The sequence below is a fragment of the Anabaena sp. UHCC 0451 genome (assembly GCF_034931405.1).
Taxonomy (GTDB): Bacteria; Cyanobacteriota; Cyanobacteriia; order Cyanobacteriales; family Nostocaceae; genus RDYJ01.
In genome coordinates this window covers 57511-78496 of the sequence record NZ_JAYGHA010000015.1, presented here as the reverse complement: position 1 = coordinate 78496, position 20986 = coordinate 57511, and the positions used below count along the sequence as shown (strand labels likewise).

The 20986-nt window shown below is 37.7% G+C and carries 17 protein-coding genes; 9 read left to right on the top strand and 8 right to left on the bottom strand.

Translation table 11 applies throughout. The features are described from left to right. Positions 1 to 1183 precede the first annotated feature (1183 nt). From VB694_RS12365 to VB694_RS12355, 3 genes are all read right to left on the bottom strand, one after another. Positions 1184 to 2923, bottom strand: coding sequence for an SGNH/GDSL hydrolase family protein (locus VB694_RS12365; protein ID WP_323360618.1), 1740 nt, complete (start codon positions 2921 to 2923; stop codon positions 1184 to 1186). A 234-nt stretch (positions 2924 to 3157) separates the two neighbouring features. Then, positions 3158 to 3718 (bottom strand): Uma2 family endonuclease, encoded by a 561-nt coding sequence (locus VB694_RS12360; protein ID WP_323360617.1) that lies wholly within the window; start codon positions 3716 to 3718, stop codon positions 3158 to 3160. A 148-nt stretch (positions 3719 to 3866) separates the two neighbouring features. After that, positions 3867 to 5660 (bottom strand): WD40 repeat domain-containing protein, encoded by a 1794-nt coding sequence (locus VB694_RS12355; protein ID WP_323360675.1) that lies wholly within the window; start codon positions 5658 to 5660, stop codon positions 3867 to 3869. 375 nt (positions 5661 to 6035) lie between these two features. On the opposite strand from VB694_RS12355, the gene VB694_RS12350 reads away from it, so the two are divergent. Then, on the top strand, positions 6036 to 6722 hold the full coding sequence (locus VB694_RS12350; RefSeq protein WP_323360616.1) for an SDR family oxidoreductase: 687 nt from the start codon (positions 6036 to 6038) through the stop codon (positions 6720 to 6722). Between the two features lie 90 nt (positions 6723 to 6812). Here the strand turns inward: VB694_RS12350 and VB694_RS12345 are convergent, their stop codons facing one another. After that, on the bottom strand, positions 6813 to 7979 hold the full coding sequence (locus tag VB694_RS12345; RefSeq protein WP_323360615.1) for a pyridoxal phosphate-dependent aminotransferase: 1167 nt from the start codon (positions 7977 to 7979) through the stop codon (positions 6813 to 6815). 224 nt (positions 7980 to 8203) lie between these two features. Then, on the bottom strand, positions 8204 to 9853 hold the full coding sequence (locus VB694_RS12340) for a Ppx/GppA phosphatase family protein (RefSeq protein WP_323360614.1): 1650 nt from the start codon (positions 9851 to 9853) through the stop codon (positions 8204 to 8206). Between the two features lie 240 nt (positions 9854 to 10093). Between VB694_RS12340 and VB694_RS12335 the strand changes: the two genes are divergently transcribed. After that, on the top strand, positions 10094 to 10975 hold the full coding sequence (locus VB694_RS12335; RefSeq protein ID WP_323360613.1) for a 4-hydroxybenzoate solanesyltransferase: 882 nt from the start codon (positions 10094 to 10096) through the stop codon (positions 10973 to 10975). Here VB694_RS12335 and VB694_RS12330 read toward each other — a convergent pair. Continuing rightward, the gene (locus tag VB694_RS12330; RefSeq protein WP_323360612.1) at positions 10972 to 12831 is read right to left on the bottom strand and encodes an ATP-binding protein; all 1860 of its coding nucleotides are present in this window, start codon (positions 12829 to 12831) and stop codon (positions 10972 to 10974) included. The genes VB694_RS12335 and VB694_RS12330 overlap by 4 nt on opposite strands. Positions 12832 to 13204: 373 nt before the next feature. Here VB694_RS12330 and VB694_RS12325 point away from each other — a divergent pair, with 373 nt between their 5' ends. From VB694_RS12325 to VB694_RS12300, 6 genes are all read left to right on the top strand, one after another. Next, entirely contained in the window at positions 13205 to 13783 is a 579-nt protein-coding gene (locus tag VB694_RS12325) for a hypothetical protein (protein WP_323360611.1), read from the top strand. Between the two features lie 174 nt (positions 13784 to 13957). Beyond that, positions 13958 to 14158, top strand: a complete 201-nt coding sequence (locus tag VB694_RS12320) for a hypothetical protein (protein WP_323360610.1) — start codon at positions 13958 to 13960, stop codon at positions 14156 to 14158. Between the two features lie 237 nt (positions 14159 to 14395). Beyond that, on the top strand, positions 14396 to 15634 hold the full coding sequence (locus VB694_RS12315) for a GNAT family N-acetyltransferase (protein WP_323360609.1): 1239 nt from the start codon (positions 14396 to 14398) through the stop codon (positions 15632 to 15634). Between the two features lie 3 nt (positions 15635 to 15637). After that, positions 15638 to 16111, top strand: coding sequence for a Holliday junction resolvase RuvX (gene ruvX, locus VB694_RS12310; protein WP_416233483.1), 474 nt, complete (start codon positions 15638 to 15640; stop codon positions 16109 to 16111). A gap of 133 nt (positions 16112 to 16244) precedes the next feature. Further along, positions 16245 to 16823, top strand: a complete 579-nt coding sequence (locus tag VB694_RS12305) for a DUF3727 domain-containing protein (protein WP_323360674.1) — start codon at positions 16245 to 16247, stop codon at positions 16821 to 16823. Positions 16824 to 16988: 165 nt separating this feature from the next. After that, positions 16989 to 17528, top strand: coding sequence for a YqeG family HAD IIIA-type phosphatase (locus VB694_RS12300; protein WP_323360607.1), 540 nt, complete (start codon positions 16989 to 16991; stop codon positions 17526 to 17528). A 336-nt stretch (positions 17529 to 17864) separates the two neighbouring features. Here the strand turns inward: VB694_RS12300 and VB694_RS12295 are convergent, their stop codons facing one another. Beyond that, entirely contained in the window at positions 17865 to 18767 is a 903-nt protein-coding gene (locus VB694_RS12295) for a S1 RNA-binding domain-containing protein (RefSeq protein WP_323360606.1), read from the bottom strand. A gap of 77 nt (positions 18768 to 18844) precedes the next feature. Continuing rightward, positions 18845 to 19588 carry a dienelactone hydrolase family protein gene (locus tag VB694_RS12290; RefSeq protein WP_323360673.1) on the bottom strand — a complete coding sequence of 248 codons (744 nt, stop codon included), beginning with the start codon at positions 19586 to 19588 and terminating at the stop codon, positions 18845 to 18847. Positions 19589 to 19918: 330 nt separating this feature from the next. On the opposite strand from VB694_RS12290, the gene VB694_RS12285 reads away from it, so the two are divergent. Then, the gene (locus VB694_RS12285) at positions 19919 to 20905 is read left to right on the top strand and encodes a GntR family transcriptional regulator (RefSeq protein WP_323360605.1); all 987 of its coding nucleotides are present in this window, start codon (positions 19919 to 19921) and stop codon (positions 20903 to 20905) included. The last annotated feature ends 81 nt before the right edge of the window (positions 20906 to 20986 follow it).

The following is a 20986-nucleotide window of genomic DNA, read 5'->3' as shown; positions in this document are numbered from 1 at the left end:
CAACCTTTGATGCAAACGCTGTTGGTTTAGAGTTGAATAAATATAATGTAGGGGCGAAGCATTCGGACAATTAATTATTGGTTTTTACCCAAGATTATCATCCGAATGCTTCGCCCTTACTGTGGTCTAAAGACATGAAAACTGCTGTAATCTCTATAAACAGCAGGATTTAGCAATGCTAAACCCCTGCATTTTTGGTTTTTTAATTAATGAGAATTTAGGTGATTGTTCAAATAAAAAGTTTTTAAAAACTAAATATTAAGATCCCCGACTTCTTTTTTTATCTCGTTCATAGATGATGAACTGATGTGAGAAGTCGGGGATCTGAGTTTTATTAATTCCAATCTAAACAGATCGGGAAAGATAGAATAGATCTTCCGAGCGGAATCGAATCAACGTTTCCATTAATTCCAATCTAAACAGATCGGGAAAGGAGCATCAAATGCAGCTTTCAAAGAAGATGAAAAAAGTTTCCATTAATTCCAATCTAAACAGATCGGGAAAGAGTTCGTCTAGGGAGCTTTACCCAGTAAGGATTTCAGCCACCAAATCCACACCACTCTTAAATACAATATATACATAGCCAGAAAAAACGTCAAGTACATAGCTCAAATCCTTGTCTGGTAAACATTCCACACCACTCAACGAAAAATATAGGGTTTCGGGGATTTGCGGAGTGGTGTGGATGACGATGATACAATTTGTGTGTGTAAATCGCTGAAACTCATAACAGGCGATACTTTCAGCCTTTGTAACACCAAAAAAATCACCCTGATTTGCATATTAAACAGTTTCAATACGAACTTGAAATTTACCACTGTAGGTTTTTTCCGCAATAGGTTCTGGAATTTCTTCACCATTAGGTTCCATATCTAATATTTTTGACCAAACCAGTTTTTTATATAATTCAATTCTTCGATTTGTACAATAACTGTAAGGGTTTAGTAATGCTCACTCGTGTCAACTTAAGCTAAAAATAGCTTATCTGTTGGCTTCCACACCCGTCAGGGAATAAATTCCCTGTCTCATAGCTCAAGTCCGTTAAAACGGACTAATAAATTTTCCTAGTATTTAGTCATCTTTAGATGACTTTCGCTATTAGCAAGGAACTTGAGTTCCTTGCGGGATGGGGGTTTTGCGTTAAGTTGACACCAATGAGCTTTTGCTTTACCCCTACTAACTGTTATATTGAAACTACACTGGCAGAAAAAGCAAAATCATTTGCTGTGAGACTATTAGCGTTAATTCCTACTAACAAAGCGATTGCTGTAGTGTCAACTTTCAACAAGGTATCAGCACCCATTTGTGCTTTGATTACTTGACCAAAATTGAGAACTTCCACACCACCAAAGCCGATTTTATCAACTCCAATTGTGAAATCTGTAATGGTATTTTTGGTTATTGGTAAACTACCATTAACAACCCAAAACTGATCAGCACCAGCACCACCAGCGATAAGATTATTCCCACCATCTTGGACAAAGAACTGATCGTTTCCATCTCCACCTAAAGCGCGGCCATTTTCACCTAGGTAGAAGATATCATCACCACTACCACCAGAGAGACGGTAGTTACTAGCATCTGTAGCATCTAGTTCATCATTTCCACTTCCACCAAAGGAGCGATCGCCATTACCCACAAAAGTAATATCATTACCACTACCAGTAGCAATCCGATTATTACCAGCTAAACTTCCGCCAAAGGGAATATCAACTTGATCATTTCCTGCACCAGTGAATATTATGTTGTTAATGCCATCAAAGTCAACTCCAGCTATCTTTATATCTGCATTGGGAGTACCTACAAATATGGAAGGATTTGTACCTTCAATGACAATAGAGAAGATATCAGTAGCTGTCAAACCTTCTTTATCTGTAGCAATCACTTTTACATCTACTGAACCAACGTTTTCATCTGTTGGTGTACCAATGAATTCTCCTGTTATGGAATTAAACCTCAACCAATGTGGTAATTCACTACCATCTGCTAATGTTGCTGAATATCTAATTAAATCAGGAATAATTCCTTCATTAAGCAATGTATTTTCAAATCTTTGGGAAGCTAATTGATGCAATGCATTACTGGGGTGAACTTCATCAAAAAATGCGTATTCATCAGGATTAACATTACCCGTTGCTTCAATCAGAGGTTCGGTGAAATTAGTGAGATTATAAATTTCAGGATTAGCTTGAATAACTTCATTCAAACCAAAGATATCTACTAAGGTTGAGTTAATACTCAGAGCGATTTCTAAATTATCTAATGCTTGACTTAAAGCATTGTTAAAAGCAAGAGAAATTGCTGTACCATCGGCAGAATTATTATTAGCAATGCTTAAAGGTGTAGCACCTACATTTGGTAAGTTACCAACTACAAATTCTTTTGCACCTAAAATACTTAATGTGGTAATCGCATTACTAATATTTGCGATCGCATCGGTAATAGTTTGGACAGGATCAGCCGGAGGTGTGAGAAAATCATTAGAGCCAATCCAGATCAAATATAGTGTATCTGCATCAACCGGAGTATTAGTATTGAAAGTTTTAAATTGCTCAATTTGTGTTAGTAATCCTGGTATTGTAAAACCATTTAAAACATTACTTATGCCTGTAGTCGCTCCACCCAAAGCGAAATTTTTTACTGATTCATCGTTGAATTTCAACTTAGGAACAAAGTAATCTACCCAAATTGGTCCATTAGAAAAACGTCCTTGGTAATAAGGTAGAGGTGGAAAAGTATTTCCTGAAGCTTGATATAGATTCCCTTGATCAGAAAGACTATCACCAAAGATAACTAAATTATCAAAGGGGTTGATTACATCTGGATCTGAAAAAATATCATTAGAAAGAGTAAATCTAAAAGCAGAGTTGGCTTTAGCTTTTTGGTCTGAAAGTGGATTACTGAGAACAGGTGATTGATTCATTTTTAGATACTAAATTTTTCCAAATTGTTAATACTTTGATTTTCCCTTCATATCAAAATATTAGGTTTTGTTCCCAAGTGATGTCTTTAAGTTAAAAGAGTAAATAGGCATTTACCCAAATTATCAAAAAAATAAGGATAGAATTTTATCTATCCATCCCATACGAGTATAAAAGTTATTCTAAAAATCTGCAACCCCAAAAAATTGATTGGGTGTGTTTAGGAATTTCTCAGCTTAACCAAAGCTTAACCAACTAAAAATTTCTGTGACTGTTAGTTCCAGGTCTATACCTGCCAATATCGGTAATTTATCATCACTTTCATATAATTCCACTTTTTGACCAGGAAATACAGCTAATACACTTTCTTCATCTGGATTCATCAACCATCCTAATTCTGTACCATTGCGGGAACAATGCAATAATTTAGTTAGAACTTTTTTCTGTTGCTGATCTGGAGACAGAATTTCAATTACCCAGTCAGGATGAATTTCAAAGCGGTTGCTGATTTTCCCTGATGCAGTTTTGGGGATTCTTTCCCAACGGAACACCGCTATATCAGGCACAATTGTATCACCACCAAAAGTACAGCGTAGTTCTGGGAAAGCTATAGCAATTTTCTGAGTTCTGGTTTTAGCATTGATAACTTCAAGTAAAGTGGTTTGAAGTAGACTGTGTTCACCCTGTGGCATAGGTTTTTGTGTAATTTTTCCGTTAATAAATTCTGATGCTGGCTTAGTTTCTGGTAACTTGAGAAAATCATCTAGTGTAATTTGGCGTTCTCTGGCTATAGTCATAATCATTAATGAGAAAGTATACACCAATTCTAAATCATTTTTGAATAATAAGAATAAGATCCCCGACTTCTGAGATCATTTTATCATTTATGGACACAATCAATAAAAGAAGTCGGGGATCTGAGGACTGTTCCCTGTTTTTGTAATATTAACTCCGTTGCCAGATTTTAATGGTTTTGTCCAAACTACCACTGACTAACATTTCACCAGATGCAGTAAATACTAAAGATGTCACAGTGTTAGTATGACCTGAAAAAGTTCCTAATAATTTCCCCGTTTCCAAATGCCACAATTTGATAGTTTTATCAGCACTGCCACTAGCTATAATTTGTTCATTAGGACTAAAGGCAACTGCATAAACTCCTTCTCGATGACTTTTGAGAGTGTGCATTAATTTTCTAGTTTCTAAATTCCAAACTCTAATAGTTTTATCTTGACTACCACTCACTAAAAATTTAGCATTAGCACTAATTGCCAGAGACTTAACGATATGAGAATGACCCATTAAGGTATGTATTTGTTTAATTTCTTGCTGGTTTTTCTTATTTAGTAAAGATGTTAAATGCCAAACTTTGATTTTCCGATAACTACCTGTAATCAAAATTTTACCATCTTGACTTAATACCATGGAATGGGCAGCGGTATCATCTAAACATAAAGTATTTTCTACTTGGCGATCGCGCAAACTCCAAAAAACTATTTTTCTATCATCTCCACCAGTTGCTAACATTTTCCCATCTGGTGTAAAGGCAACACAACGCACATTACCATGATGGGTATGCAAGATATCAATTAAATCCAATGCCCCAGTATGCCAAATTTTAATCGTCGAATCTGCACCTACACTCACTAAAGTTTGTCCATCGGTACTAAAAGCCAGAGAATTAACTTCATCTACCACACCAGAAGTAGACCAAGGATATTCTGCCAAAGTTTCAATTAATTGACCTTTAGCCAAATCCCATAACTTTGTTTCACCACGACTACCACTAGCTAAAATTGGGATAGTTTTTACATGATCACCACCAAATTCATTCACTATTAAAGCCTTAATAGAATAAGCTAAACAGTTAATTCCTCTTGTATGTGCCTTTAATGTTTGCCAACATTCCCAATCACCAATAATATGCTTTTGTGGATGTTCTGATGGCAAAGTTTGCACTATTTCCACCAAGATTTTATCCTCTTCAAGAGGTGCATTCCATTTCTTCCCATCGAGGGATTGTAAATACCAATTTAATCCTCCTGCATACAATAAGTTACTGGGATGAAGATACAGTTTTGATTCAGAAAATTCTAGTTGATTTGTAGGCAAAAAACCAGCCATAACAGTTTGTTTCTGGTATCCTAATTTAGTATTCCCCGGATACAACAAACACAGAAAAATTAAGACTTGGTGGTTTTTGACATCTTCTTGTGTAACTGACCAGCGGATTTTGTCTTTTTTAATTCCGTTAAAACTTTCTCCATCAGCAACATGAACTTGAACACTTATCTTTGGGTTATTAGTCAACCAATAACTAAATTTACTTTCACCTCGTAAATTTCCTTCATCATCCAAAACCATATTTTCTGAAGTGTCTTGTGGCACTTTTTTTACCAATTTACCCAAGCGTTCTGTGATGATCCGTTCTACAATTTGTTCGCGGACAAGATAATCTTCTGCTTGACTTTGAAAATATTTAGGAAAGGGAATTGTCCAGTCGGGAGGTTCAGGATATTCTGGAGGCATCGGTGGCGGGTTTTTGGCGAGAATTTCTGCTTGTTGACGGGAACAGTCAATAATTTTCGCCAATGAATCACCCGCAAATACCATAATTTCACTGTGACAACCTTTGACTTGACCTTCTAAGAGAGATAGATCAATTGTCTTGGGTTTCTTCACCCGTTGGAGGAAGTCCGTTTGTTGGGCTTTTAGTAAGCTAATCCAATCCATCTGCATGATAGTGGCACAGTCTTGCATACTTAAGGTAACTTATACCAACGTAATTAAACAATATTATTACTTTTTAAATAAAAATCAAGTAAATTTAACGGTCTAATAGAATACAAATTTATATTGATGTGGATGATCAAGATACATCTGAATATTCATTAGCTATTTGCACAACTCATTCATAGGATCTAGAGATTTAAATGATTTCCATAAATTCTAACTAATTTAAAAAACAACTTACTGTTTCTAGAGAAACAGTTATCGCCAAGAATCAGTATATGTCAATAAATCAAAATTTTTGAGCAGATAATTTATGAAATTGATCAAAGCAGGATATATTAATTAGATGTGTAACCAAAGTATCTATCTGAGAAAATCAATATGTCAAGTACATCTTACATTTTTGTCGTGGGGGCCAGTCGAGGTGTTGGTCAAGAAATCGCTAAATATTTGATAGCAGACAACATGAAGGTAAAAGCACTCCTGAGAACAGAAACTGCTGCTAAGGAATTAGAAGCTATTGGGGTTCATCCAGTTTTAGGAGATGCTTTAAACGTTGATGATGTTGAAAGGGCAATTTTAGGAAATGAACCTATTCAAGCTGTGATTAGTACCCTTGGTGGTTTACCTACAGATGATGTCAAACCTGATTTTATTGGTAACAAAAATCTGATTGATGCCGCAGTTAAAGCAGGAGTACAGAAGTTTATTTTGGTAACTTCTATTGGTAGCGGTGATAGTGTAGTTGCTATGCCTCCCCAAGCTTTAGAAGCACTCAAACCAGTTTTAATTCTCAAGGAACAAGCTGAAGAATACTTAATGAATAGCGGACTGAATTATACAATTATTCGTCCCGGTGGGTTAAAATCAGAACCACCTACAGGAAATGGTATTTTAACCGCAAATCCGCGTATTGTAGGTAGTATTCATCGTGCTGATGTTGCCCAATTAGTTTGTCGTTGTTTAAATTCAACTAATGCTAATAATCAGGTTTTATCAGCATTAGATAAAAATATGATTTATCCAGGTTTACCAGATTTTGTAGAGTTTAATTTAGGTAATGGGTAATTGGTGATTAGTGATTGGTGATTGGTGATTGGTGATTAAGAAAAACTATTTATTAACTAGTCCCCCAGTTGCCAGTCCCCAATCGTTTGTTTAGAATATAATTGATTTTATTCCTTTTACTAATCTTTCTATTCCTGTTTTTGCTGTTTCTTGTTTTAATGCACCATAAGCAACACGCAAATAACAACCGTCTTCTATGCCGAAAGTTGTACCAGGTATAACTGCTACTTGATATTCATGAATTAATCTTTTCACTAACTCAAAAGCATCTATTTGGGTATGGACTTTTAGGAAAAAGTAAAATGCACCATGTGCAGGTGTGATGGTACATAAACCTTGGAGTTGGTTAAGTGCATCAATAACTATTTGCCGAGTTTGGGCAATTGTTTTGATATTATCTCTTAAATAATCTTCTTTGGCTTGTAATGCCCCTAATGCTGCATACTGGGAAACGACAGGAGGACAAATTAAAATTGTATCTTGCACTTTTTTCACAGCATTTAATAAATGTTGAGGAATTACCATATAGCCAATTCTCCAACTAGCAAAACCATAAGCTTTAGAAAGGCTATAAAGCGAAATTGTATATTCACTACTTCCTGAAAATGCACCGGGTGAAATATGCTTTACTCTATCATAAGTAAAATATTCATAAGCCTCGTCACTAATATGATAAATACCACATTCCCGACAAATTTGATTAACTTGTTTTAATGCTGCTTCTGAATAAACTACACCTGTGGGATTATTAGGTGAAATTGTCACAACAGCGCGGGTTTTAGGTGTAATTGCTGCTTGGATAGCATCAGGAATTAATTGATAATTTTCGTCTGTTTTTACTAATACAGGATGACAAGCAGCCATTGTAATTGCCATTTCATGATTGAAATAATAGGGAGTATTTAAGATAATTTCATCACCAGGTGAAGTAATGGCTAAAATGGCATTCATAAAGCCCATATTGCTGCCGGCTGTGACAACGATACAATTTTGATTATTAATTTCAATGCTGTTAAATGTTGATAATTTTGCTGTTAATGCTGCAATTAATTCGGGAATACCTGTAACTGCTTTATAAAGATTGTTTGTTGGTTCAGCGAGAAATTTTGGTAATAGTTCTATTGATTCTGGTGGTGGGTTATAGTGAACTACACCCTGTCCTAAAGAGATTGTACCGGGAGAGTTTTTGATTAGTTCCCCGACTACGGGAATAATTGGTGATTGTACCGCATTCATGCGAGATAATTTATATTGCATAAGTCAGAATTCAGATTTAAGCTTAAAAATGGTTTTTACATACAGCCTAGAGCGTCGATTCAGTAATGCGAGGTAAAATGCGAGGTAATCTGTTTTTCCCTTGTAGGGGCGAAGCATTCGGACAAAATATCAATGGTTTCAGCGATAGGTTATCACCCGAATGCTTCGCCCCCAAATTAACTTTTTTAGAAGGTGCGTTAATGCAATATAACGCACCCTAATAACTAAGGAAGATTTATGTCACTAATGTTAACTAAATTTGCCACTAATTTAACACCAAATTCATTCTCAAATACTCCTTTTTTATAATCTAAACTCCACAGTTCCAAGGCACAATCATCACCTAATCTAGAAGCAAAAATTAACATTTGAAACTTCTGTATATTAGGAAAGTATTCACACTGCACGCGAGATACTGCCCCGATTTGTCTTCTATCCAAAGCTACTGCTAATCTGAAAATTGCACTCAGTTGACATACCATTTGCCGATGTTCTTTATGCAATAAATTCCGGTAGTTTTCGTGCTTTTTCTTAGGTGGTGATTTGCGGTGATAACGGGCTAAATTGGCAATGATTTCTATCTCGGTTTCGTTATAACCAAGTAATTCACCATTTCTAATTAAATAGTATGAATGCTTGTGGTGTGAAGAATGGCTGATGTAGTGACCGCAGTTGTGTAAAATGGCAGCAGCCCAAAGTAATTGTCTTTCATCTTTACCCCAATTATGCAGTTTGGTTTGAGTTTGATCAAATAAACTCAATGCAAAGGCCGCAACGCGTTGGCTATGTTCTAGGTTAGTCTGGTATTTTTTGGCAATTTTGAGAACATTACGTTCTCTGATTGAACTTTGATAACGCAGTCTGTTGTCAATTAAACCATGTGTCAGCATCCAGTCTACTATTACACCTTCCCGCAGGGAACGTTCACAAAGTGTCACTGACTCCACATTTAACAGGGTCATTGCTTCCTGTAATATTACTGCCCCAGCTAGTATCACTTCTGACCGCTTTTCTGGCATTCCTGAAATTGCCGCCCGTTCTACGTTATTCATCCGTCGCAAGCGCGTTACCCATGTCCGCAAGTCTTGGAGACTAAACTTATAACCGTTGAGGGTGGAAGGAACAACCCCCATTTTTTCCTTAGCATGAATCATGGCTATGGTTTCAATTGTGCCAGATGTTCCTATCAATTTGGGAATTTCACCAGGTTGGAGTTTAGAAAGTACGTCTTCTACAGAACGTTCTAACATTCCCCGTGCGTAGGCTTGCAGATATTGAAACTCAGTATTGCTAATGGGGTCGGTGCTGATTAATTCCCCAGTTAGTCTTACTGCACCTACTTTGGTACTGGTGAGACTGCGGGGTTCTTCGGAGTCGCCTAAAATTATTTCTGTAGAACCACCACCAATATCAACAATGATATGCGGTTGTTGATTAAATTCCATGCCAGAAAGCACACCTAAATAGATGCGTCGCGCTTCTTCCTGTCCTGAAATTAAGTCAACACTTAAGCCTATTTCTGTTTCAATTTGGTGTAAAAATTCTCTACCATTGGGGGATTCACGGACGGCGCTAGTAGCTACTGCAATGATGCTTTCTGCTTCTAGACTTTTGGCTAGTTCTTGGAAGCGTTTTAAACAAGCGATCGCTTTTTTGATCACTTCTGGTTTGAGTTCTCCAGTTTCTAAATTGCGATCGCCTAATCTCACGGTTTCTTTTTCTTTCGCAATCATTGTGAAAGCTGGTAGCGTCGGTTCAATCCGCACTATTACCATATGCAAAGAATTAGTACCGATATCAATAGCCGCAATAATCGGGTTTTGCTTAACTGGTTGTGGCATATTTCCCCAGTCAGCTGAAACTACATTCAGCATTTATGTTTTCTCTCTTAACAATGGACGGTTAAACCTGGTGTGTCTGTTAAATCCAGACTAAATACTTGTTACTTATAATCTATAGACTTGTCAGGTTAATTATCTGGTGACATGATCCTCAATTGGCAACTGACAATTAAAGTCATGAATTTGTATCCAAAGCCGTAATCTGACTTGATTTGTGTACAATTAGCAAATAACGATATTCTATAGATGTGAAGATATGTGAATTGAGCGAATATGCTAAAAACACCCCTAAGCAACCAAGAACCATTATGGTTGGTCATTATTCGGCTGTTACGGTGGCATAAACCAGAAGGCAGGTTAATTTTGATGATTCCTGCACTGTGGGCTGTGTTTTTGGCAGCTGCTGGTAAACCACCTTTACCTTTAGTTGGGGTAATTATCTTAGGTACTTTAGCCACTAGTGCCGCAGGTTGTGTAGTTAATGATCTATGGGATCGGGATATAGATCCGCAAGTGGAGAGAACACGCGATCGCCCTCTGGCTTCCCGCGCCCTTTCCCTCAAAGTTGGTATATTTGTCGGGATAGTGTCACTAGCCTGTGCAGCAGTTCTCGCTTTCTATCTTAACCCCTTGAGCTTTTGGTTATCTGTGGCAGCAGTACCTGTAATTTTACTTTATCCCGGCGCAAAACGCATATTTCCTGTACCTCAATTGGTACTTTCCATCGCTTGGGGTTTTGCCGTTTTGATTAGTTGGAGTGCAGTTACACAAAATATTTCTACACCCACTTGCTTACTGTGGGGTGCAACTGTTCTCTGGACATTAGGATTTGATACAATTTATGCCATGAGCGATCGCGAAGATGATCAGCGCATTGGTGTCAACTCCAGCGCCCTATTTTTTGGTAAATATGCCTCTACAGCTATCGGTATTTTCTTCGCTGGTACTATCATTCTCCTGGCTGGGGAAGGTTTCTTAACTCATCTCAATGGATTTTTCTGGATCAGTTTAATAATTTCTACTATTGGCTGGTCTTGGCAATTTATCCGCTTGAGAAACCCAGAACTACCCAACCCTGCTTATGGGGAAATGTTTCGTCAAAATGTCTGGATTGGTTTTTTGATTTTAGCCGGCATGATTTTTGGTTCTTTCTAAATTTCTTGTTGTTTGATCGGCAAAATAATTACAAACTCTGTTCCTTCTCCAACTGTCGAATTTACTTCTATTTTACCTTGGTGTTTTTCAATTATTTGATAACAAATACTCAAGCCTAAGCCAGTGCCTTTACCTACTGGCTTAGTAGTGAAAAAAGGATCAAATAGTTTATTGATAATTTCCGGTAAAATTCCTGTTCCATTATCTTCAATTCTGACTTTGATATATTTATCATCAACTGGTATTGTCTCTATGACTATTTCCTGATTACCTGGCTTTTTCGCTTCTCTTAGTGCATCTATAGCATTACTAATAATATTCATAAATACTTGATTAAGTTGTGCAGCATAACAATCAATCAAAGGTAAATCACTATATTTTTTAATAACTTGAATTTCTTGATTTAGTCGATGATTTAAAATCAATAAAGTATTATCAATACCTTCATGAATATCCACATCTTTCATTTCCGCTTCATCTAATCTGGAAAAATTCCGCAATGATAATACAATTCCCCGAATCCGTTGAGATCCTACTTTCATTGAAAATAACAGTTTTGACAAGTCTTCAGTGAGAAATTCTAAATCAATTTCATCGATTTTATCGTCAATTATCCCATTATTATCAGGATATTGCTGTTGATACAAATTTAATAAACTAATTAAATCTTGTAAATAATTTTCCGCACATTGAATATTACCATAAATAAAATTCACAGGATTATTAATTTCATGGGCTATCCCTGCTACCATCTCCCCCAGCGAAGACATTTTTTCTGTTTGAATTAATTGCGCTTGAGTATCTTTTAAGTCTTGTAATGCTAATTGAAGTTCCTGAGTTCTTTCCTTTACCCTTTGTTCTAAAGTTCGTTGTGCTTGTTGTAGTTCTTGAGTTCTTTCTTCTACCCTTTGTTCTAAAGTTTGGCGAATAAATTCTAATTGCTGGGTATAATCTCCCACCCATTCCACTAATCTATTTAAGGATGTTGCTAATGTCCCTACTTCATCATTACTGCTAACATTAGCCCTGAGTTGAAAATTTGATTCTTCAGTAATTTTTCTAGCAGTATTAGTAACTGTTTGTAGGGGATGAGTAATTAATTTAGTAGTAAAAAATGCTAGGGCTGCTGCTATGATAGATGACAGTAATATACTACTAAAAATAATTTGGATTCGCAGTTTTTTGGCCTTATCAAAGCTAATATTTGCCTCATCTTTTTGAGCATCAGCATTTTTGGTAATTTGATTTAGCTGTTCTGCAAGTTGCTCAAATTCAATATTGAGATTAATATACTCTGGTTCATTAAGCAAGATTAGCAAAATTGGCTGAGAAGAATTATTTGTTGAACTTTGCGAGCTATTTATTTCTATATATCTCCAAAAGCTTTGAATTGTTGCAGTATATAACTGTGTATTATTTTGATATTTACTCACTAAAGTATTGAAATCTTGATCATTTATTGCCAAAGCTTTAGGATTGGCTTTGATGAAATTTTCTAGTCGCGATAACTGTTGATTAACTTGACTAATTTCATTAGAGAAATTATCTTTTTCAAAATCCAATAGCACATAGTTTTCTAAGACATTAGCTAATCTTTGTGGATACATTCTTACCGTGACTACTGCATTTTTTAAATCTTTTAAAAGTAACTGTTGTTGATAAGACAATAGTAATTGTTTTTGGGCAGTTTCTTCATAATAATTAGCAATCAATAAACCACTGACTGTCCCTATAGTAGTAATACCAAGTATCACTGTATAACCATAACTAATTTTTTTGGCTATATTCCAACTATTGGTTAAGTAGCCAAGATATGAAAAAATAGGTTTTATCTTGCTTTTAATCAGATATATCATTCATTTATCAAGTAGTTTAGTAAACTTGTCCGGCTAATTTCTTAATTAATTTCATGTATTATTTATAGGACTTACGCAAGATTGAACTCAAAACCTGATTCTTGCGTAGGGGTAATTCATGAATTACCCCTACTTCCGTTCTGTTTTGCGTAAGTCCTGATTTATTGTCACTCATTTTACTAATTAACTTGAGCTAAAGCTAGGAGGGTGATAATTTGAACAAAACATTTATTGTAAAAATCTGTATCTATCAAGCATTCTGACTGCTGACTTCTAAAAATTATTTAATCTTGCTAGCGATAGATTTAAAATTATCATGACGGTTGTTTGATTAGTTGGGATATTAATCTACCAGCTAGATTCACTTAACTAAATGCAGCAATCTTTATTGGTCAAAATCGCTACAGTTAGCTTATTCTCCGTGGGTAGTTTCAGTGTAATTTCGGGAAGTTTTCTCTTCACAAAAACTTCAAACAATACTCAAACAGCACAGATAATTACTGATATATCACGCTATCAAGAAATTCGCAATCATCAGTGGCCTGATATTAATCAAATAAAACATTTCCCTGTTGAGATTCCAAGTGGTGTTAAGTCCGTCTCTATGGCTTACTCTCCTGGCTTAATCCCAGGAAGTAGTTTTTTTCAAATCCGTTTGCAACAGCCTCCAGAGCAGATTCAAAAATTACTTTTACAGTACAGTAAAATTGCAGAACATCAATATCAGGGAGGTGATACAAACGACCATAGTAAACAAACGAATGGCGTACCCACTACTTTTTTTTATACTAGTAAATCCAGGACTGAAGCCTTTCCGAATACATATCAAATATTGGTACTAAAGGCGCAGGATCAAGGTCAACCCGGCTTTAAATGGAATCATGGTCATAGCTATGGAGTCGCTATTGATAATTCAACTTCAGAAATTGTCTATTGGGTAGAGAAGTGGTGATAGTTATCAGTGGTAATTGGTAATTAATTATTCTCCCCATCTTCCCAATTACCAGTCCCTAGTCCCCAACTATTACAGTTCATTGCAAATCAACAAGCTAAGTAAAACAAATATGATAGATTTTGGTCATGTTATAAATTTGTACAAGACTGAATCAAGGAGAACACAGTGGCAATGAAATCAAACGTATTAACGGGGGCATCTGTAGAAAACCAAGATATCAGTGAATATGTGGCGCATTTACAGTTGCACATGACACTCCAAGCTCGCAACCTGCTTCCAGCCCTCAAACAGATACAAGAAGATAGTCGCCACCAGTTACTTCATCAAACCCAAGCCAACTTTGAAAAGCTGGCTTCTCGTCAAGGTTTATAGAACCGATTCTAAATTATAGAAAAATTTCACAAAAAAATCATAAAATAGAAGCAGATATGATTGTGTCTATGCCAATGGTATAATCACAATTTCTACTTTTTCTGCTTTTTTCGGTATGTAGTTGCGAAAATCACTCTTTTGGAGCAATAGCTAGAACAGAAAAGCCGTTAAGATAATTATTGCAGCAATATCTTACCCCTGGCAATTAGTAAAGGCTAAATGGCGGCTTGAATTAAAATGAATTCACTACTTCCTCGAAATCTCAGCGTCGTAATTCGTCCCGTCCAATATCGTGATCTAGACGGTATTGAACACCTAACACAAGATTCATTCGCAGACCTATCTCCCAAGGGCAGCTTTTTTACCATGCAATGGCTGCGTCATTGGTTTGGCTTACTCAAGTTTTTGAGTTGGTTTCCCAACCCATTTCAGTATCGCTTCTGTGGATTTGTCGCCGAGCAAGGACGGATGCTGCTGGGGATGATTCAAGTGTCACCGTTCAACCGTACCCGCAGCACTTGGCGAATTGACAGGGTGATGTTAGCCCGGACTGCTGATAAGCAAGGGGTAGGCTCACAACTACTTAGGCATTGTTTTGAATCAATTTTAGAAGCTCGTACCTGGCTACTAGAAGTTAATATTAATGACATTGAAGCCCTAGCTCTTTATCGGCAAAATGGATTTCAGCGGTTAGCAGAAATGACCTACTGGGAAATTAGCCCAGAGTTACTGCGGGAATTAGCACAAGCCGAGCCAGACTTACCCAACCTCTTACCAGTCAGTAATGCCGATGCGCCATTGTTGTATCAACTAGATACAGCATCCATGCCGCCTTTAGTACGCCAGGTGTTTGACCGCCACACCCATGACTTCAAAACCAGTTTATTCGGCGTTCTCTCTGATGCTTTCAAGCAATGGGTGACAAAAACAGAAGTTGTCAGCGGTTACGTATTTGAACCCCAGCGCAAAGCAGCTATTGGCTATTTTCAGGTGCAACTTGACCGCAAAGGTGAAAATCCTCATGTAGCGACTCTGACGGTTCACCCAGCTTATACTTGGTTGTATCCAGAATTGTTGTCTCAATTAGCCCGCATCGCTCAGGATTTTCCCCAACAGGGTTTACAATTAGCATCTTCAGATTATCAGCCAGAGCGGGAAGAATATTTGGAAAGAATTGCTGCCAAGCGCATTGAGCATACCCTGATTATGTCGCGCTCAGTTTGGCATAAAATCCGGGAATCGAAATTGGTTTCTTTGGAAGGAATTCAGTGGACAGAAGTGTTGCAAGGACTACAACCAGCACGTAAACCCATCCCAGGGGGAATGTCATGGATTCCTAAACAACAGCCCACTTCAGACCGTCCAGTCCCAACTAAGTCGGAAATTGTTGTTTTTGGCCATCAAAAATCTCAATCTCATAATCTGGATAAATCTCGCCCATCTGAACCACCAGAGGCACAGCAGGAGAATAATTAGGTGATACTTGAGTCGCCATCAAAATCTTTTATATCAGCCTTGGGGGTTGATGTTGGTAGTAAACGCATTGGCCTGGCTGGATGCGATGGTACTGGTTTGATTGCCACGGGTCTCACTACAATTGAGCGCAAATCCTTCCCGGAAGATGTGGAAAAAATACAGCAAATTGTGAAAGAGCGCCAAGTGCAACTTCTGGTGGTTGGTCTACCTTATACAATGGATGGCTCGCTGGGGTTTCAAGCTCGTCACGTCCAAAAATTTACAAATAGGTTAACTCAGGCTCTGAAACTACCTGTGGAATATGTGGATGAGCGATTAACTTCTTTTCAAGCTGAACAACTGCTAATTGCAGAAAATCGCTCGCCATCACGTCATAAGGGACTGATTGACCGTAAGGCCGCAGCTTTGATTTTGCAACAGTGGTTAGATGCTAGACGTAATACCTCTAACAGATCCGTAGGATTTTTTGAAGATTGATACCTGTGAACGTGATATAGTGTTCAATAGTTAAAAATATAGAAAATCACAGAAAAATGTTGACATTAGATACCATAAAACAGTTCAATAAATTCCATAGTTAGGGATATTGATAAATTTACATATTATGACTATGTATTCCTCTGAATTTTCTGAAGAAAATGATCGTACTGACGCTGCTGCTATTACTTTGACAGATGAAAAAGGGCGATCGCTCGAATGTTATGTTGAGCATTCACTTTCCGTAGACGGGCAGGAATATATTTTACTTCTACCTGTTGACTCCCCCATAGAAATTTTTGCTTGGCAAGGTGACGGTGAAGAAGAAGAAGCAATTTTGGTGGAAGATGATGCCACAATTGATGAACTTTTTAGTACCGCACAAGCAGTTCTTTCTGAGCAGAATCTAATTATTAGAAATACTGCTTATGCTTTGACAGTAGTAGGTGAGTTGCCGCCAGTAGAAGAATCGGAAATTTTTACCCTCGAAATCGAAGATGAAGATCAAGAAGCAGATTTAGAACCAGAACAACTACAGCTACTTGCCAGTTTTTATCATCAGAATCAGGAGTATGCAGTTTATACACCCCTCGACCCGCTGCTATTTTTTGCCCGAATTACCAAAACAGGTAAGCCTGAATTACTCTCTCCTGAAGAATTTCGGAAAGTTCAACCTTTATTAGAAGAACATCTGTTTAATCAGGTTGAATAATTCATAACTGAAAACTAATTTTGCCATTGCTAATCTTATACTGTGATTGGCAGTGGTATTTTGTTTACGAATTAAAGCATATTGTAAGTACATAATGTACAAAATTTCATCCCAAAGCTATGTCACCATAGGGTTCTACTCCTGAATTCTGCTGTATCAATTATTATGACTTGGAATAATCTCTTACAACCTGACTTGACTTTAGACGGTTCAGTGCTAAACCTGACACCAGATATTATCCAACAATATGGGCTAAAAGGATTGGTGTTGGATGTAGATGACACTTTAGTACCAATTACTGCGAGTGCAGCTTCCCCAGAATTACAACAATGGGTAGAAGAAATCCGTAGCTTTGCGGCATTGTGGTTGGTCAGCAATAATTTAAGTGAAGCGCGAATTGGTAGTATTGCCAATTCTCTTAATATCCCTTATTATCTGGGTGCGGCTAAACCCTCACGCCGTAAAATTAAGGCAGCATTGACAGGAATGAATTTACCTGCACATCAAGTGGGAATGGTAGGCGATCGCTTATTTACTGATATCATAGTAGGTAATCGCTTAGGAATGTTTAGTATTTTAGTTGAACCAATTGTTCATGCTGATGCTGTCCTCCGTTCTCATCCTATTCGTAACTTTGAAGTTTGGGTATCAGAAATACTCGGTGCTTCTATTACTTCCAAGCACACAACAATTAATAAACATTGATAAATCGTTACAAAAGTAAACCTAAAGAAATACTTAAGAAATCTAGAGTTTTCTGAAAAATCGGAGATTATAAGTATTAATAACATTGGGTCAAGCAAATAAAGACCCTAACTGATAACAGATAAGTATAAAGCAGTACAGCGTCAGCCTTCACCATAGAGGGATTGGCGCTGTATTATTTTTAATTGCTTTATGGTAAGGCGATCAGATCCCCGACTTCTTTTATTTATTGTGTCCATAAATGATAAATTACTCTCAGAAGTCGGGGATCTGGATATGAACGATTACTATAGTTGAATACTTACCAAGAAATAGCAATCCCCAATCCCCAATCACTTATTCTGCCGATTTATTAGCTGCACGGTTAGCACGAGCTTCTGCTGAACTCATCACCTCTGCCATATTTTCTACCACTTCACCGGGGTAGTTTTCTAATACTCTGGTAGAGATAGCAACTCGACCTTTCCCTTCATCTAAATCAATAATTACAGCTTTAATTTGTTGACCGATTTGAAAGACTTTTTCTAAAGAGTCAATAAATTTTTGGCTGACTTGTTTGATATGTAGTAAAGCACTCATGCCATCTAAATCTACAAATACACCAAAAGGCTTAATTCCCGTAACTTTTCCTTCTACCAACTGACCGACTGCTAATAAACTGAAATTACTAGAACGAGTGGCTAAACGTTGGGAAAGAATGAGTTTATTTGTGTTGCGATTAACTTCCAAAAAGCCAACGGTGAGATTTTGACCTTTGAGAGCTTCTAGGTTATCACGCTCGGCTAGGTGCGATCGCGGAATAAAACCCCGTAAAGAGAGAACATCCACAGTGACACCACCTTTATTTACACCCATAACCCGCACTTGGACAGTCTGGGAATTTTCCTGCATTTCTAGCAGTCGCTCCCAATTGTGCTGAATTTCCAACTGCTTGCGAGAAAGGGTAACTTGACCTTCCGCATCCTGATCCCGGATAATCAAAAACTCTAGTTCCTCATTCATCGGTAGCACTTCCGATAAATCAGTTACTGCTCTCAATGAAGCCTCATCGCGGGGCAGAAAAGCGGACGACTTGCCACCAATATCCACATAAGCGCCATCATGGTCAAGTTGAAACACCTTACCATGTACGACTTGTCCCTTTTGAAATTGGTAGTCGTGTTTTTCCAGTGCTTTGGCAAAATCGTCCATTGAAAAAGACGAGTTGGCTGTTTGAGAAGGTTTTGATTCGGAATTCATGACTTTTGAAGGTAAATTGTTATTTGTCAGTGGTCAGTTGTTTTCTACCAACTACTGACTAAGGACCGGTGAGATTGTTAGAGCAGTTGACTAAAAAGTTGTTGTACTTGCTCCCAAGCATCAGCCGCAGCTTTAGGATTATAGCTGGCACGACGGTCACAGAAAAATCCGTGATCAGATCCATCGTAGCGAAACAGACGATGAGAAATGTTATATTTTTTTAATTCTCCTGCAATTTCGTCCACTTGTTCTTGGGGAATGCTGGCATCGTCCACACCAAAGAAGGCGTAAATAGTCCCTGAAATCTCTCTACTGCGGGTGATAGTGGGGTTTCCACCTCCGGGGGTGCGGGTGGTAATCCCAGCACCATAAAAGGATGCAGTGGCTTTAATATCAGAAAGGGTGGCTGCTAGGTAGGCTACATGACCACCAAAACAGAAGCCAATACAGCCAAAGCCATCTTTTTTGACTTCGGGCAGGGTTTTCAGGTAGTTTATAGCTGCTTGAATATCGCTCAACAGTTGTGAGGCTGTGGTTTGTGACCAGGCGTATTTTCTCCCGATTTCAATATCTTCAGCAGTGTAACCTGTTTCAAAGCCCGGTGCTTGACGTTGAAAAAGTGCAGGAGCGATCGCTACATACCCCAATTTAGCAATCCGTTCTGTTACATCCCGAATGTGAACGTTAACGCCAAAAATTTCCTGTAAAACTACAATTCCTGGGTAATTACCTGGTGCGGTTGGTGTTGCTAAATAGGCATCTATTTGACAATCATCTTGGGAAAGTTTAACTTTTTTAGTTTCTATTGCTTGCTCTGTCATCATAATTTTCCCCAATATTATCTAATTCTTTGATATAACTATGCCAGTGTCTTCAGGCTATTTTCAACCAACTTATCAATTAACAAAAGTGAGTATATTAGCCAGGACTTACGCAACTGGCACATTGGTAGGGTGCGTCAGACAGCATAAACTCTGCAAATAAACAGATTCCTGATATCTGACGCACCCTACAACAGATTTTTGGTGTGAAACTTATGTAAGTCCTATTAGCTATTTCCCCCTAGAGCAATTTCAGAAATAAATCATATATTTAACAGGTAGTATACACAGATAGTTAAGTGCAGCTACCACTAATTAGGAGAATTGGTAATGATTCAATTCCGTATTCAGCCAGACAGTGAAATCCCAGCATCTAGTCAACTATTTAATCAAATTCGCTTTGCGATCGCCTCCGGGCAGTATCCACCTGCGTATAAATTGCCCAGCACACGGGCATTAGCTATGCAAACCGGATTACATCGCAATACCATTAGTAAAGTTTACCGTCAGTTGGAAGAAGAAGGATTTGTTGAAAGTCAGGCAGGTTCAGGAATTTATGTCCGCACTCAAGGCCATGAGAGTGGTAGTCGGTTACAATTGCCAATTCTCAAGCAATATCCTGAAGCATACAAAGTAGTTCAAGAAACTTTAGATGAATTACTAGGTCAAGGTTGTTCTCTCAACCAAGCACGGGAGTTATTTCTCGCAGAAGTTGACTGGCGTTTGCGTTGTAGTGCTAGGGTGCTGGTAGTAGTCCCATTACAAGATATTGGTGCTGGGGAATTGATGGTTGATGAATTGGAAGAATCTCTAGAAATTCCTGTCCAACTCGTAGCGATGGAAGAATTAGCTGCGGTACTGGAACAAACTACTTCTGCCACATTAGTCACTAGTCGTTATTTTATCGGAGAAGTGGAAGCGATCGCTGCACCCAAAGCCGTCCGCGTCATTCCTCTAGATATTCATGACTATGGTAAAGAACTTAATCTTGTCAAAGGTCTGCTCAAATCTAGTTGCATTGGCATCATCAGTCTTAGTCCAGGCATTCTTAGAGCTACAGAAATCATACTGCACGGTTTGCGGGGAGATGAATTATTAGTCATGACTTCTCAACCCAAGGATGCTTATAAACTAAATGCTATAGTTAAACGCTCAGAAATAATTTTTTGCACAGATCAAGTCAGTCATTCTACCGCACAATCAACAATGCAAATAGTCGCAGAAGACCTGATTCGTCCACCTAAACTAATTCGCTGTGAAAACTACATTGGTTCTCTATCAATTAATTTACTCAAACGTGAATTGGGTTTAATTTAAGAGGAATCGTAGGGGCGAAGCATTTGGAAAATAGACTTGGAAAAAATGATAATTGAACGCCCGAATGCTTCGCCCGTAAAT

Coding starts and splice junctions, on each gene's coding strand:
- VB694_RS12365 (WP_323360618.1), bottom strand. CDS start 2,923: ATGAATCAATCACCTGTTCTCAGTAATCCACTTTCAGACCAAAAAGCT.
- VB694_RS12360 (WP_323360617.1), bottom strand. CDS start 3,718: ATGACTATAGCCAGAGAACGCCAAATTACACTAGATGATTTTCTCAAG.
- VB694_RS12355 (WP_323360675.1), bottom strand. CDS start 5,660: ATGCAGATGGATTGGATTAGCTTACTAAAAGCCCAACAAACGGACTTC.
- VB694_RS12350 (WP_323360616.1), top strand. CDS start 6,036: ATGTCAAGTACATCTTACATTTTTGTCGTGGGGGCCAGTCGAGGTGTT.
- VB694_RS12345 (WP_323360615.1), bottom strand. CDS start 7,979: ATGCAATATAAATTATCTCGCATGAATGCGGTACAATCACCAATTATT.
- VB694_RS12340 (WP_323360614.1), bottom strand. CDS start 9,853: ATGCTGAATGTAGTTTCAGCTGACTGGGGAAATATGCCACAACCAGTT.
- VB694_RS12335 (WP_323360613.1), top strand. CDS start 10,094: ATGCTAAAAACACCCCTAAGCAACCAAGAACCATTATGGTTGGTCATT.
- VB694_RS12330 (WP_323360612.1), bottom strand. CDS start 12,831: ATGATATATCTGATTAAAAGCAAGATAAAACCTATTTTTTCATATCTT.
- VB694_RS12325 (WP_323360611.1), top strand. CDS start 13,205: ATGCAGCAATCTTTATTGGTCAAAATCGCTACAGTTAGCTTATTCTCC.
- VB694_RS12320 (WP_323360610.1), top strand. CDS start 13,958: ATGAAATCAAACGTATTAACGGGGGCATCTGTAGAAAACCAAGATATC.
- VB694_RS12315 (WP_323360609.1), top strand. CDS start 14,396: ATGAATTCACTACTTCCTCGAAATCTCAGCGTCGTAATTCGTCCCGTC.
- VB694_RS12305 (WP_323360674.1), top strand. CDS start 16,245: ATGTATTCCTCTGAATTTTCTGAAGAAAATGATCGTACTGACGCTGCT.
- VB694_RS12300 (WP_323360607.1), top strand. CDS start 16,989: ATGACTTGGAATAATCTCTTACAACCTGACTTGACTTTAGACGGTTCA.
- VB694_RS12295 (WP_323360606.1), bottom strand. CDS start 18,767: ATGAATTCCGAATCAAAACCTTCTCAAACAGCCAACTCGTCTTTTTCA.
- VB694_RS12290 (WP_323360673.1), bottom strand. CDS start 19,588: ATGACAGAGCAAGCAATAGAAACTAAAAAAGTTAAACTTTCCCAAGAT.
- VB694_RS12285 (WP_323360605.1), top strand. CDS start 19,919: ATGATTCAATTCCGTATTCAGCCAGACAGTGAAATCCCAGCATCTAGT.